The organism is Falseniella ignava CCUG 37419, assembly GCF_000301055.1.
GTDB lineage: Bacteria > Bacillota > Bacilli > Lactobacillales > Aerococcaceae > Falseniella > Falseniella ignava.
This window is the reverse complement of sequence record NZ_JH932301.1, coordinates 599,979-614,776: the sequence shown is the minus strand read 5'-3', so window position 1 is coordinate 614,776 and position 14,798 is coordinate 599,979. Positions and strand designations below refer to the sequence as shown.

Genomic DNA, 14,798 nt, shown 5'->3' with positions numbered 1-14,798 from the left:
ATAAACTTCACCTCAACACTCCCAGCCGGAGTTCCGGCTCAAACAACTCCAGCTCAACACTCCCAGATGAAGTTCTGCACTCAACAACTCCAACTCAACCACTCTCAGATGGAGTTCCAGTCTCAACAACTCCAACTCAACCACTCTCAGATGGAGTTCTGCACCCAACAACTCCAGCTCAACCACGCCCAGGTGGAGTTCCGGCTCAAACAACTCCAGCTCAACCACCCCCAGATGAAGTTCTGAACCCAACAACTCCAGCTCAACAACCCCCAGATGGAGTTCTGAACCCAACAACTCCAGCTCAACCACTCTCAGATGGAGTTCCGATCGCAACAACTTCACCTCAACCACTCTCAGATGGAGTTCTGCGCTTAACAACTCCAGCTCCGTCACTCTCAGTCGGAGTTCCGCACCCAACATCTCCGACTCAACTACTCTCAGATGGAGTTCCGGCTCAAACAACTCCAACTCAACCACTCTCAGCTGGAGTTCTGCGCTTAACAACTCCAGCTCAACTACTCTCAGATGGAGTTCTAAACCCAACAACTCCAGCTCAACAACCCCCAGATGAAGTTCTGAACCCAACAACTCCAGCTCAACCACTCTCAGATGGAGTTCTGCACCCAACAACTCCAGCTCAGCCGCTCTCAGATGGAGTTCTGCGCTTAACAACTCCAGCTCAGCCGCTCTCAGATGAAGTTCTGCACTCAACAACTCCAACTCAACCACTCTCAGATGGAGTTCTAAACCCAACAACTCCAGCTCAACCACGCCCAGGTGGAGTTCCGGCTCAAACAACTCCAGCTCAACCACTCTCAGATGGAGTTAACGGTGCAAACGTCACTCCATCCTTACCCGCACGCGCCACACAACTCCAGCTCAACAACTCCCAGATGGAGTTCTGAACCCAACAACTCCAACTCAACCACTCTCAGATGGAGTTCTGCACCCAACAACTCCAGCTCAACTACTCTCAGATGGAGTTCCGGCTCAAACAACTCCAGCTCAACCACTCTCAGATGGAGTTCTAAACCCAACAACTCCAGCTCAACAACCCCCAGATGGAGTTCTGCACCCAACAACTCCAGCTCAGCCCCTCCCAGATGGAGTTCCGATCGCAACAACTTCACCTCAACCATCCCGGATGACGTTCCGACCGCTGTGGACTGCCATTACCATACAAAAAAACCCGTCGATGTTTGCACACCGGCGGGCTCAAATAGCTCTATTTAATTTTATTCAGGGACGGTTTGCTTAATCTTGAAGGCATCCAACGATTCTTTAGGAGCATCGTTGATCGTATACGTTTCTTTCAACGTTCCTTGGACGATGACGCGGTTTACTAGTCCGGAATCACAAGTAATCATTGTAATGGTTGGCACTTCGGTTGGATAAGTGACGTCGACGCGATCAGGGCTGACCGTCTCAATATTTGTCACTTCGTACTCATATATTTTTTCAAGATCCGTTAGATATATTTTCTGTCCATACTCTGCGTGAAGTAATGGTGCGAAAAGTAAGTCCTTGTGAATTGAATGGTGACTTGCAATCGAGTAGTTGGATTTACCCATCTCTTGTTCAGGATATAAAGTGCCTGCACCGTAGAACATCCCTTCTTGCGAAGCCCCTTTATAAATTGGTAAGTTCATGCCCAACTCAGGCATTGCCACTCCACCAATGACCGGTAAATCTTCTGGGTTCACATTACTCATCAAGACTTGACGGGCATCTAACGCACTAATATTGGTCCAATCAAAACTTACGTTCGCGCCGTTATTTCGCACGATATCATCACGCGATACGTTCGCGACCGTGTTCATATTGGTCCGCTCGCGGATGAAATGATTCTTAATTGGATCCAGCAACAATAGCCCAACACCAGTTAAAATCAGTAATATTCCTACAAAATTTAAAAATCGACGGAACCCTCTTTTCTTACGTGGTTTTTTGCGGCTACGTCTCGATGAATTATGAATTTCTGCACGACTTTTATATTTTTGACTCATGTCGTCTCTCCTTATTAATTTGATACTTTGTTAGAGTAAGTCAATTATGAATTAATGACCGAACATTTCAAGATGTACTAACTCGAATGTTATCATATCACGATAACCCCAGAAGTGCTATCTTTACGCTATTTATTTAATCATTTTACAAACTTTCTTTACAGAAAATTCATAAATTTAAAAAAACTTAATAACTTGCTCATTTCACGGAATCACGCTATAATGTAGCCAAGTTAATATCATAAGGGAGTAACTTGAGGTTGCCTCGTCTGTATCAACAACGATAAGTATATAGAAGAACTATATGCTGGTACTGACTTAATTAGTGAGACTTATGCTTTGACGCAATTTCGGTCAGAGTATAAGTTTTTATATTTTTACTGAAATAATATCTAAAAAGAAAAGGAGCTATTATGGCACAAACTAAACAACCTTATCATTCAACGATAGAGGAAATTACTGAACAATTCGAGACGAATGTTCAATCTGGTTTGACTAACGAACAAGCTCAGTCAAGACTCGAACATTACGGACATAATGAAATTGTCGAAGAGGAAAGTCGTACTTTATGGCAAAAATTCATCGATCAATTTAAAGATTTTATGATCGTTGTCCTGTTGATTGCCGCTGCACTTTCAGCCGTTGTCGGTATTATGGAAGGCGAAGGCGTGGCCGATGCGGTCATTATTTTAATTGTCGTAATCTTAAATGCGGTGATGGGCGTCTTCCAAGAGCAACAAGCAGAAAACGCTATTAATTCGTTACGTGAGATGGCCTCACCCAACGCGAATGTTAAGCGTAACGGCCATGTCACATCTGTCAAATCCACTGAACTCGTCCCAGGGGATATTATAATTCTCGAAGCGGGCGACGTCGTTCCTGCAGACTTACGTTTAGTGGAAACCAACTCATTAAAGATTGAAGAAGCTTCTCTAACCGGTGAGTCGGTCCCCGTTGAAAAGCATGTTGAGACCTTAACCGACCCAGACGTTGGAATTGGTGACCGTTCGAATATGGCGTTCTCAAGTACTAACGTGACCTACGGTCGTGGTGTCGGAATTGTCACCGGTACGGGAATGAATACCGAAGTTGGCTACATTGCGAAGATGTTGTCAACAACGGAAACCGAGTTAACACCACTCCAACGCGACCAAGAGAAATTAGGTAAGACGCTTACCCTATCCATTATCCTTATCGCGATTGTTACCTTTATCGTCGGAGTGACCGTACAAGACTTCGGCTTTATCCATATGTTACTTATTTCAATTTCATTGGCTGTCGCCGCAATTCCAGAAGGACTGCCAGCCATTTCAACGATTATCTTATCGCAAGGGACCTCATCGATGGCGAAACGTAACGCTCTGGTCCGGACACTTCCAGCTGTCGAAACTTTAGGAAGTACACAAATTATTGCGTCAGATAAGACTGGGACATTAACTGTTAACAAAATGACGATTGAACAAGTCTACTATGAAGGAAAAGTTCGTTCAGCTCATGAAGACTTGACTGCAGAACAACCATTGATGCGTTCAATCTTACTAGCGAACGATTCGAAAATTGATGCTTCTGGGGAACTCTTAGGTGATCCGACTGAAACAGCCATGTACCAACTGGCTTTAGAACATTCGATCGACATCAAAGCATTATTAGAAGCGCAACCTCGTGTCTTAGAAGTACCCTTTGACTCTAGCCGTAAAATGATGTCAACCATCCATCAAGTCAACGAAGATGAAGGACAATATTACGTTGCAGTTAAGGGTGCACCTGACCAAGTGATTCAACGTTGTCGCTATATCTTAACTACTGACGGTGTTCGCGAAATAACTGAACAAGACCGCCAAACAATTCTTGAAGAAAACCAAAAAATGGCTCGCGCTGCCTTGCGTGTCTTAGCAGGTGCGTACCGCTACACTGACACACTTCCTGAAGCAACGAGCGAAGCCGTTGAGCAAGATCTAATTTTTGCTGGATTAGTGGGGATGATTGACCCTGAGCGTGAAGAAGCTGCCGCAGCGATTGAAACTGCGAAACGCGCTGGAATCCGAACCATTATGATTACTGGAGACCATGCTACCACTGCTCAAGCGATTGCCGAACGTCTAGGAATTTTAGACCCGAACGAAGGTAGCAGCAATAACGAACGCCACGTCATTAGCGGGGCTGAACTCGATCAACTTAGTGATGAAGAATTAAAAGCGCGCGTCCCAGAACTTTCTGTATATGCCCGCGTTTCTCCGGAACATAAAGTTCGTATCATTCGTGCATGGCAAGCCAATGGTAAGACGATCTCAATGACCGGGGACGGCGTCAACGATGCACCTTCCTTGAAGCAAGCTTCAATCGGTGTCGGAATGGGAATTACCGGAACCGAAGTTTCCAAAGGAGCTTCCGACATGGTTCTAGCCGATGATAACTTCGAGACCATTGTTGTAGCGGTAGAAGAAGGTCGTAAAGTTTTTGCCAATATTCAAAAAGCCGTTCAGTTCTTACTCTCTGCTAACTTAGGAGAAGTTTTAACGCTATTCTTTGCCACCCTATTTGGTTGGTCCATCTTAGAACCGGTGCATATTTTATGGATTAACTTAGTCACCGACGTCTTCCCAGCGATTGCACTCGGAATGGAAAAAGCCGAACCGGATACTATGAAGCATACCCCACGAACGAAGAAAGATTCTTTCTTAAGCTTCGGCGTGTTACCAAGTATTTTATATCAAGGGGTTGCTGAGTCTGCCCTGACCTTAGGTGTTTTCTGGTATGCAAAATACTATACCGGACTAGAAACAAATTTAGCTGAATCAATGGCTTTCATTACCTTAGGATTGATTCAATTATTCCACTCATTTAACGTGAAGTCTGTCTTTGGATCACTCTTCCGTGGCAATCCATTCGACAACCGCTACTTGAACGGAGCCTTTATCCTATCAGGTGCCTTACTTCTAGGGGTTATCTTAATTCCTGGTATTAGTCAATTCTTCGATGTGACGCCACCGAACTTTGGTCAATGGATGATCTGTATTGTCGCATCTGCCTCAATCATCGTCATTGTTGAAATTGCCAAATGGATCTTCCGAGTCACTGGACTTGCTGACAAATACCAAAAAACTCACGCTAAATAAGGCAAAATGCAAAAAGCGCTCAAATTGAGGTGATCCTCAAATTGAGCGTTTTTTTATGTGGTGTTTGTTACGATTTTGTGGGCGACGCTTGACCCCGACTCGCAGCACGCCGTTTGATGCGAACTTGCGAGAGAATAATTGCCGTAAACATAATGGCTGCTCCGACAAATTCGCGCACCGACAGGAGCTCCGATAAGAATAATATTCCGAAGAGTAACGCGAACACCGACTCCAAACTCATAATCAAGCTCGCCGTCGTTGGGTCCGTATATTTTTGCCCGTAAACTTGACATGTAAAGCCAAGCGCCGTTGACATCACCCCAACGTAAAGTAGCGGTTTAATTGCGTAGGGTAATAGTGACCAATCTGGATTTTCAAATAGTAGCATAATAATTCCGGAAAGTATCGCTGACACCGCAATTTGCATCCAGGAAAGCAATGTCGAATCTACTTTTTGGCTATAATAGTCAATGACATAAATATGGATGGCATAACTTAATGCACCGAGCAAAGTAATAAAGTCGCCATATCCGATTTGGAAGTTGCCATTCCCTGGAAATGATAGTAAATAAAGTCCCACTGTCCCGAGAATCACTGCCAACCATTGATTCCGGGTAACGCGGCGTCCCAGTAGTAGCCCACCGAGTGGCACGAGGACGATATACAACGCGGTAATAAATCCGCCTTTGGCGGCTGTCGTATACATAATCCCAATCTGGAGGAATGCCATCCCACATGTCAGCACGGTACCGGCCACAAGTCCACCCATCAATGCATCGCGCCAATAAGTCGAGTTTTGTGTGCGAATGATGGTTGTTTCGGGTGTAACGTGACCTATGTCAGCGCCAGCCGGTCGCTCTGCGTCTTTGTTCCGCTGCATCACCAACATCACTAAGCCAAGCGCCACCGCCCCAATGCCCGCTCGCATCATATTAAAGGCAAACGGCGGTAAATAATCTGACCCAACTTTCTGCACAACAAACGCGCCGCCCCAAATGGTCGCCATCACTAATAACGCTAATATCCCACGAACTCGCTTCGCCAACTCGTCATCTCCTTTGAAATTTTACACTTGCGTTGGAAACGCTTTTTGCATTCTTATCATAGCACTTTTTCGCAAGGTTGAGGAGTATTATTTTAATGGTGTTCGTGGTACACTATGAGATATCGAAAGGAGCGATTCTATGAGCTTCCCGCATCATTCTAAGCCAAACAATGAGCTGTCACTCGCCTATCGCATCTCGCGGGTAGGCATCTTAAGTGCGCTCGCCGTGGTAGGTCGCCTTGCGCTCGCCATAATCCCCAACGTACAACCGGTCAGCGCCATCATCTTGATTATCACTCTCACAATGGGCACCGTCGACGGCATGCTTGTCGCCGTTCTTTCAATTTTGTTATCCAATATTTTGCTTGGCATGGGACCGTGGACCCTCGCTCAAATTGCCAGCTATGTAATCATCTCGCTGTTGACCGGCTGGTTTGTCCGCCCTTTTTACAGACCCAACGTCATGGTGAACCGCATTGCCATCGCCGTATACGCTGGCTTCACTGGCTTGCTTTACGGCTTTATTATTTCGATCTTTATGGTCAAGATGTTTGGTGTCGTCGCCTTCTGGCCATACTACCTCCGCGGCATCCCCTTCGATCTGATGCACGCTGGCGGCAACATCACCTTTTACTTTGTCCTCGAACCCATCTTATCACGCATACTTTTACGACAAAAATAGGATTGTAGCTGCCCTTCGGTAGCTTTTTTTGATGCAGCCTTGGAGAGTGCTGAGAAACCTTTATCTCAGCACTCCACTCTCTCAGTCAACCTGCCCAGTCGACCTGTTGTTTCTGTTTATGAAATTCCATTAAACGAAAACTCAGCGAACTTTCTGTTTATGGGACTCCATTACACGAAAAACAAGCAAAGTTTCTGTTTATGAGCCGCCACTAACAGAAAAGCAAGCGAAGTTTCTGTTTATGAGTCGCCACAAACAGAAAAACGGACGGAGTTTCTGTTTATGAGTTCCCACAAACAGAAAAACGGACGGAGTTTCTGTTTATGAGTTCCCACAAACAGAAAAACGGACTTCGCTGGTTTGTTCAGCTCAACAGCCTCAGTTGAACAAATCCCGTTACTTTGTCCAACTCAACAGGCTCAGATGAACAAACTTAGTTACTTTGTCCAACTCAACAGACTCAGATGAGCAAACTTAGTTACTTTGTTCAACTCAACAGACTCAGATGAGCAAAATCTAAAACAACTTCACCTCAATCCGACGCAGATGGAGTTCCGCACTCAACAACTCCAACTCAACACACCTCAGATGGAGTTCCGCACTCAACAACTCCAACTCACCACATCTCAGACGGAGTTCCGCACTCAACAACTCCAACTCAACCGACCCGAGACGGAGTTCCGCACTCAACAACTCCAACTCAACACACCTCAGATGGAGTTCCGCACTCAACAACTCCAACTCACCACATCTCAGACGGAGTTCCGCACTCAACAACTCCAACTCAACCGACCCGAGACGGAGTTCCGCACTCAACAACTCCAACTCAACCGACCCGAGATGGAGTTCCGAACCCAACAACTCCAACTCAACACACCTCAGATGGCGTTCTGCACCCAACAACTCCAACTCAACACACTGCAGATGGAGTTCCGCACTCAACAACTCCAACTCAACACACCGCAAATAGAGTTCCGCACTCAACAACTCCAATTCACCACATCTCAGCTGGAGTTCTGCATCCAACAACTCCAACTCGGCATCACCCAGATGGAGTTCCGCACCAAACAACTTCACCTCAACCTCACTATGATGAAGTTCCCCACCACACAGTTCCCCCTCAGCTACTCAATCTAGCAGACCAACCTGCCCCCAAATCAAAAAAGGCAAGCCGAAGCCTGCCTCTCACTATCTATCATAACGATTATTTCTCGTTCAATACCATTTCCTCGTATAAGCTCTGTTCAAACGTATCGAGCAGCGGAGTTGCTTTGATCTTGTTTGAGATGTTTAACTCGTCTGCCAATGGTTGCAACACATACTGCGCACGACGATTGCACACAACCAAGTTCAGCGGACGCAAGTCTTCCTCTTGGCACTTATCAATAAAAGCAGCCAAAGCGGATTCCATCGAATCCACCAGACTTGTTGCGAAAGTGTTACCGCTCCGCTGATCTGCAGCGACCACCATCCAAGGGTAGTAACCCGGTGCATCTTCCGCCCCTTTAACAAGAAGTGGTAGGACGATCACATCGCACTCCAAACGCACGGTAGTTTGACACTCACGCAACGCTCGCAGTCGCTCATGATCAATTTCCAGCTCCAGAGCTTCAGCATCTTCATAATCAGCCAACCCACTCTCTTCAATCTCCGCTGTTTCTTCCAACAACATCACCGAAATATCGTAGTCACCTTCACCCGACTGCCACCCGGCACGGATTGCCATCCGACTGCGCAAGTCCTGCGCCGCTTCATCATCTGCCAACACCTCACCGAGTAAAATATCGTGCAAAGCTGGCGCCGCATTTTCCAACGTCTTCGTCATCGTCTTAAAATCCAGACGGTCCGACCGAGCAGGTCGCTCTGTCCAATCCAGTGACTCTGCCTTCTGTAACAATGCAGACACCTTAAGCAATGCTTCCATCACAGCCACCAGCCAAGCTTGATCCACCGCTTCATCTAAACTCCACGGCTCGCGGTACGGCGCGTAATGTCGCCACCTTGGAAATGAGTGGGCCCCACCGAGCACCAGTTCATGCTCGCGCTTATATTCCTGGACGCGACTCACTTCTTCCGCCATCAATTCGCTTTTATTTTGGAAGGTTAAAGCGACATAATCGTTCGCTAAAGCCACCTCCAAAAATTGAAATGACTTGGCCTCATCATCTGCCACTTCACCTAACAAATACGCTTGGTAAGCTTCCATATCTTTAAAAATCAACACTCGATAATCATCACTCATCAACACATCTAGACGAACGACCGCAGAGTCTCCCTCTGGCAAATCTAATACAAAAACTTGTCCTGGTTGCCAGTACTCCCATAGTTTACTCTGTCGGAATTTGTAGCTAATCGTTAGTAATTTATCTTCAATCATATTCTCACTCCTTTGCCCTTCTAGTATACCACGTTGTGCAGATTTATATTATGTGTTTTTCAAACTCAAAATCACAAAATATGGTATAATATAGGTTGACTTTGTGTCGCTTAATTTATCAAAGTCGAGAGGCGTATCTCTAGAGAGACCGCCCCATTTGTGATACATTACTATAGTAGCGACACTACAAAATCAAATCATTCATAAAGGAGCGTTCGAAATGACTCAAGTACAAGTTTATAGTAAAAAAGTCTGCCCATGGTGTACTCGTCTTAAAGATTGGATGGATAAAAATAATATCGACTATGAAGAAATCGATATTGAAGTGCACCCTGAAGCACGCGAATATCTCCACTCACTTGGATTAAAGACGGTACCTCAAGTCTTTATTGATGGGGTCCATCGTCCACATGAGCCTCTTTATTCAAACTTATTACATTACATTCATGGCACCAGCAAAATCCCGCAACACGTTACCAAACGTAACGGCGACCGTGTTGATTTTGACCCAACGAAGATTGAGATTGCCATCCAAAAAGCTAATAATGAAACACATGAATTAAACGATATGGAAATCAATACCGTAACGCAAAAAGTCGTCGAAAAAATCGATATCGATCCGATTCACGTTGAGGAAATCCAAGACTTAGTTGAGACCGAACTGATGTTACAAAGCTTCCCAAGAACGGCCAAAGCTTACATCCTTTACCGTGCGGAACAGACTAAAGCGCGTCAACGTGATATATTCAAGCCACGTAAGAACTTGAAACCTTACGAATATCCTGAGTTAGAATCATATAAAGAAGCCATCCAACATTCATACTGGCTACATACAGAGTATAACTACACGTCCGATATTCAAGACTACAAAATCAACGTGGAACCCCACGAAAGAACTGCCATTCGTAATGCGATGCTCGCCATCTCGCAAGTAGAAGTTAGCGTGAAGACGTTCTGGGCGAAATTATATGACCGTTTACCAAAGCCAGAACTGGCTAACGTTGGGATGACTTTTGCCGAGTCAGAAGTTCGTCACTCAGACGCCTACTCACATTTATTGGAATTACTCGGACTGAACGAAATTTTCGAAGAAATCGAACAAATTCCAGCATTGAACCAACGGGTAGATTACTTGAACTCACATATTAAGTATTCGCAAACTGGTTCAAACCGTGACTATACGATCTCAATCTTATTATTCTCTGCCTTTATTGAACACATCTCACTGTTCAGTCAATTCTTAATTATTATGGCGTTCAATAAACAAAAAAACTTATTCAGTGGAATTTCCAACGTTATCGAAGCCACTTCTAAAGAAGAACAGCTCCACGGAGAATTCGGTATTGACTTAATTAATACCATTAAAGCTGAAAATCCTGATTGGTTCGATGATGAATTAAAAGAAGAAATCTACACGCTTGTTAAACAAGCCTACGAATCTGAGAAAGATGTCTTAGATTGGATCTATGAAGATGGCGAAATCGACTTTATGCCGACACAGACTGTTCTTGAATTTATTAAGAATCGCCTGAACAACTCACTCGAAGCAATCGGACTTGAACGCATCTTCGAGACCGATTTAGCTGAAGTTGAAAAAACCTTATGGTTTGACGAAGAGATTGTCTCAACGAAACACGTTGACTTCTTCGCCAAACGTTCTGTGAACTACACGAAACGTTCACAGTCGATGACAGCCGACGACCTATTCTAATTCGAGCTGTCGATGATGATTATAGATTAAAGGAGTTTTTAAACATGACCGCACAATTAAAGAATCGTGAATATGAGCCATTCTATTGGCTGACAGAAGATAGCCAGACGTTCCTAGAGCGTGGCTACTTAAGAGAAGGACAAGACGCTCACAGTCGCTTGAGAGAAATTGCCGACCGAGCCGAAGAAATCTTAGGCATCGATGGGTTTAGTGATAAGTTCTATACTTACTTAGGCCGCGGCTATTATTCTCTCTCTACCCCTGTCTGGACCAACTTTGGCTCAAACCGCGGCTTCCCAATCTCATGCTTTGGATCTACACCAGACGATAATATGGCATCCATCTTATATACAGCGGCAGAGATTGGCATGATGTCGAAATACGGCGGCGGGACCTCAGGATTCTTCGGTCACCTACGCCCACGCGGCGCTGCCATTACGAATAACGGCTATTCAAGCGGTGCCGTTCACTTTATGAAACTCTTCGAGCAAATGACAGATACAGTGAGCCAAGGTTCGAGCCGCCGAGGACGTTTCGCTCCATACTTACCGATTGATCACCCTGATATCGATGAATTCCTAGAGATTGGAGTCGAAGGAAACGATATTCAAGACTTGAACCACGCTGTTACTGTCCCAGATGACTGGATGCGCGAAATGATTCAAGGCGACCGTGAGAAACGCGCTACTTGGGCTAAAGTCATCCAACGTCGTGTCGAAATGGGTTACCCATATATCCTTTTCACGGATACTATCAATAATAATAAACCCGAGTGGTACCATGATTACCCAATCACCCACTCGAACTTATGTAGCGAGATTATGTTACCGGATAACGACCATTGGTCTTTCGTATGTAACTTGTCATCAATGAACGTGCTTCACTACAACGAGTGGAAAGACACTGATGCAGTTGAAACGATGATCTACTTCTTAGATGCAGTAATGAGCGAATTTATCGAGAAGTTAGAAAAGTTACGTGACTCCGACCAATTCGAATATCGCGAAGCCTTCCACTTTATGGAGCGAGCTTATAACTTTGCGGTTGAGAACCGCGCCCTTGGTCTGGGTGTCTTAGGTTGGCATTCACTCCTACAATCCAATCTCATTGCCTTTGAATCTGAAGAAGCAAGCTACCTCAACGAAGAGATTCATCGGACGATTCAAGAACGTGCCGAGAAAGCCTCTTGTGAGTTAGCTGAATTATTCGGTGAACCTCTGATCCTTAAAGGAACTGGACGCCGCAATACAACCACCATGGCGATTGCACCGACAACTTCGTCTGCCTTTATTATCGGACAAGTCTCACAATCGATCGAGCCACTCTTCAGTAATTATTACGTAAAAGATATGAGTAAGATTAAGACAACCATCCGTAACCGCTACTTAGTCGAGTTACTGGAAGAAAAAGGTCGCAACACGCCTGATGTGTGGGAATCAATTAAGAATCATGACGGTTCAGTACTTCACTTAGACTTCTTAAGTGACCATGAGAAGAATGTCTTCAAGACTTTTGCAGAAATCAATCAATATGAAATCATTAACCAAGCTGCGGTACGTCAACGTTATATTGATCAGTCTCAATCCTTGAACATTATGATCAACCCAGCGACGACAACGGCTAAAGAGATGAATCAATTGTATCTCTACGCTTGGGAAAGCGGCATTAAATCCCTTTACTACCAACACTCAACTTCTGCGGCGCAAGCCTTCTACCGTTCAAGCGTCTGCTTAGCTTGTGAAGCTTAATCGAACACTAACAACAATAACCTCAACCTACATTAGGTTGAGGTTATTTCTTTGCCAAAATAATTCAAAACAGTCTAAATGATTTGCTTTTTATTAGAATTTATGGTCTAATAGAAGATGTTACTGGTTCTTTAGCTCAGTGGGAGAGCACTAGCTCGACAAGCTAGGGGTCGTAGGTTCAAGTCCTACAAGGACCATTACATCAGCAAGAAGTCGATTACGGCTTCTTGCTTTTTTGTTGTGCTATTCTATCGCATAATAAAAAAGCTCTTGCGAGCTTTTTAAATCAATTAATCATGGGTTGTGGGCTGTGGCTCAGGAATCTTCACGAAATGCCAATAAAGATGAACTGCCCAACGCATTAAGAAGAGCATCGCTAGCACACAGACCGTCACAATGAGAAAGGCATACCGATTGATATCCTCATAACTGAGAATTGGAAGTCGTCTTAAATAACTATAATTACTTCCGAGGAATAAGTTCACTAACTCAACCCCACAGTGAATCACAAGCGTATAGAAGATAAGTGCTTGACTAGAAATCTTCACCGGTTGTTCGGTTAAGTAATGATAGGACATTAAGAAAATTAAGATGTGGCCAGCAAAGTAATAAATATTGGTAATGTGAGGAAACTGGTATTCATTCATATCACGAATGAGTAGCACAATCAGAGAGAATGGTAGTCCAATCAGACTTGACCAAGTCATCAGCTTGGTTCGCTTATCTAGCAGAATCCCGATACTTAAAACCCAGATTGCAATCCGACAATGATAGAGTGGTAAGCCGTCTGCCAATAAATTCCCGGTAAGCTGATACCACGTTAAGATCATCACTTGCATCGCAATCGCTAATCCAGCAAATACCTTCGGCCGATCCAATCGACGCACAATATAAAACATCATCGCAATACAGCCAATGATGAATGGCAGCGGTACTTCCGGTGCCGCACTATCTTCCGCCACTCGGAAAAAATATTGTATATCCATCGACTCGTTCCTCCTTTTAAAAAAATCAAAATTATACTCCGTAAGTATAACAAAATTTCCTTTGAGATACTATCATTTTTGTAAAGCAAAAGACCCGAGCAAACGCTTGGGTCTTTGTCGATTCGATTCCAGTTATTAGGAATCTATCAATCTAGATCATCTTGTGATGAATAATTATGCTTCTTCGTCTTCGCGGCGTTTCGCAACTAAGCCTAGACCTGCTAAGACTGAAAGTGCTGCAGCACCGAAGATTGCTGTTGAAGCTGTTTCACCTGTTTCAGGTAGTAAGCCTGAAGATGATTTCGCAGTTGATGATGCTTCTTCAGTTCCTTTAGAGTCTTTATCAGAACTTTCATCAGCTGGTTTATCACTTTCAGCTGCTCCTTCATCATCACGATGGTAGACAAGTTTGTTCCATGGAATCGTATCGATTGATCCGTCTGGGTAGATAATTGTTGCATTACCAGACTCATCGACAACGACTTTCGTTCCTTCTGGGAAGTTATCTTTGTTAGCGTCGATAATCTTACGCTCAACTTCGTTTCTCTCGCTTTGCGTTAGACCTGGACGACCAACTTCTGTCTTATCAGGGATGATTGGATCGATAATATCCGCAATCTTAAGTTCTGGTTTGTCAGTGATTTCTGGCTCACCATGTGCGTATTCGAATACAAGATCTTCAGCTGGGATTGTATCTTTTGATCCATCTGGGTAAGTAATTGTTGCATTACCTTTGTCATCTACTGATACATCAGTGCCTTCTGGGAACTTGTCCTTGTTAGCTTCAGTAATCTTATCCTTAACTTCTTCTTTTTCTTTGTCAGTTAAGTTATCAGAATCTTTCACGCCAGTTTTTTCTGGGATGGTTGGATCAATTTGATCAGCAATCGTCTTGTCTTCTTTTTCTTTTTCTTTTACAAGATCTTCAGATGGAATTGTATCTGTTGAGTCGTCTGGATATGTGATTGTTGCATTACCCTTATCATCAACTTCTACTTCTGTTCCTTCTGGGAATTTATCCTTGTTTGCTTCTTCAATCTTGTCCTTAACTTCTTTCTTCTCATCGTCAGTTAAGTTATCTTTGTCCTCTACTTCAGTTTTTTCTGGAATAGTTGGATCAATTT

12 protein-coding genes and 1 tRNA gene are annotated in these 14,798 nt (G+C 44.2%); 5 read left to right on the top strand and 8 right to left on the bottom strand.

What is annotated here, in order from left to right; genetic code table 11:
* Window positions 1–12 precede the first annotated feature (12 nt).
* The 3 genes from HMPREF9707_RS07055 to HMPREF9707_RS07045 form a co-directional block, all read right to left on the bottom strand.
* Complete coding sequence (locus tag HMPREF9707_RS07055) at window positions 13–801, bottom strand: hypothetical protein (protein ID WP_156790271.1); 789 nt, start codon at window positions 799–801, stop codon at window positions 13–15.
* Window positions 802–854: 53 nt separating this feature from the next.
* On the bottom strand, window positions 855–1,133 hold the full coding sequence (locus tag HMPREF9707_RS07050) for a hypothetical protein (protein ID WP_156790270.1): 279 nt from the start codon (window positions 1,131–1,133) through the stop codon (window positions 855–857).
* Window positions 1,134–1,238: 105 nt separating this feature from the next.
* Window positions 1,239–2,009 carry a class A sortase gene (locus HMPREF9707_RS07045; protein ID WP_006702009.1) on the bottom strand — a complete coding sequence of 257 codons (771 nt, stop codon included), beginning with the start codon at window positions 2,007–2,009 and terminating at the stop codon, window positions 1,239–1,241.
* Between the two features lie 413 nt (window positions 2,010–2,422).
* Between HMPREF9707_RS07045 and HMPREF9707_RS07040 the strand changes: the two genes are divergently transcribed.
* Entirely contained in the window at window positions 2,423–5,125 is a 2,703-nt protein-coding gene (locus HMPREF9707_RS07040; RefSeq protein WP_006702008.1) for a cation-translocating P-type ATPase, read from the top strand.
* A 67-nt stretch (window positions 5,126–5,192) separates the two neighbouring features.
* On the opposite strand, the gene HMPREF9707_RS07035 is transcribed toward HMPREF9707_RS07040, so the two are convergent.
* A complete protein-coding gene (locus tag HMPREF9707_RS07035; protein ID WP_006702007.1) occupies window positions 5,193–6,170 on the bottom strand; it encodes a DMT family transporter in 978 nt (325 codons plus the stop codon).
* A 139-nt stretch (window positions 6,171–6,309) separates the two neighbouring features.
* On the opposite strand from HMPREF9707_RS07035, the gene HMPREF9707_RS08820 reads away from it, so the two are divergent.
* A complete protein-coding gene (locus tag HMPREF9707_RS08820) occupies window positions 6,310–6,852 on the top strand; it encodes an ECF transporter S component (RefSeq protein ID WP_006702006.1) in 543 nt (180 codons plus the stop codon).
* A 516-nt stretch (window positions 6,853–7,368) separates the two neighbouring features.
* Here HMPREF9707_RS08820 and HMPREF9707_RS07025 read toward each other — a convergent pair.
* Together HMPREF9707_RS07025 and HMPREF9707_RS07020 are read right to left on the bottom strand one after the other, a co-directional pair.
* Window positions 7,369–7,929 carry a hypothetical protein gene (locus HMPREF9707_RS07025; protein ID WP_006702005.1) on the bottom strand — a complete coding sequence of 187 codons (561 nt, stop codon included), beginning with the start codon at window positions 7,927–7,929 and terminating at the stop codon, window positions 7,369–7,371.
* A 127-nt stretch (window positions 7,930–8,056) separates the two neighbouring features.
* Window positions 8,057–9,229: a DUF6930 domain-containing protein gene (locus tag HMPREF9707_RS07020; protein WP_006702004.1), complete on the bottom strand. Its 1,173-nt coding sequence runs from the start codon at window positions 9,227–9,229 to the stop codon at window positions 8,057–8,059.
* A 220-nt stretch (window positions 9,230–9,449) separates the two neighbouring features.
* On the opposite strand from HMPREF9707_RS07020, the gene HMPREF9707_RS07015 reads away from it, so the two are divergent.
* The 3 genes from HMPREF9707_RS07015 (at window position 9,450) to HMPREF9707_RS07005 (ending at window position 12,885) form a co-directional block, all read left to right on the top strand.
* A complete protein-coding gene (locus HMPREF9707_RS07015) occupies window positions 9,450–10,940 on the top strand; it encodes a ribonucleotide-diphosphate reductase subunit beta (protein ID WP_006702003.1) in 1,491 nt (496 codons plus the stop codon).
* A 44-nt stretch (window positions 10,941–10,984) separates the two neighbouring features.
* The gene (locus HMPREF9707_RS07010) at window positions 10,985–12,688 is read left to right on the top strand and encodes a ribonucleoside-diphosphate reductase subunit alpha (RefSeq protein ID WP_006702002.1); all 1,704 of its coding nucleotides are present in this window, start codon (window positions 10,985–10,987) and stop codon (window positions 12,686–12,688) included.
* Between the two features lie 125 nt (window positions 12,689–12,813).
* Window positions 12,814–12,885 (top strand) — tRNA-Val (locus HMPREF9707_RS07005).
* Window positions 12,886–12,978: 93 nt separating this feature from the next.
* Here HMPREF9707_RS07005 and HMPREF9707_RS07000 read toward each other — a convergent pair.
* Window positions 12,979–13,674, bottom strand: coding sequence for a TMEM164 family acyltransferase (locus tag HMPREF9707_RS07000; protein ID WP_006702001.1), 696 nt, complete (start codon window positions 13,672–13,674; stop codon window positions 12,979–12,981).
* Between the two features lie 174 nt (window positions 13,675–13,848).
* On the bottom strand, window positions 13,849–14,798 hold a 950-nt coding region (locus tag HMPREF9707_RS06995; RefSeq protein ID WP_198003492.1), incomplete at its 5' end, for a MiiA motif-containing surface protein.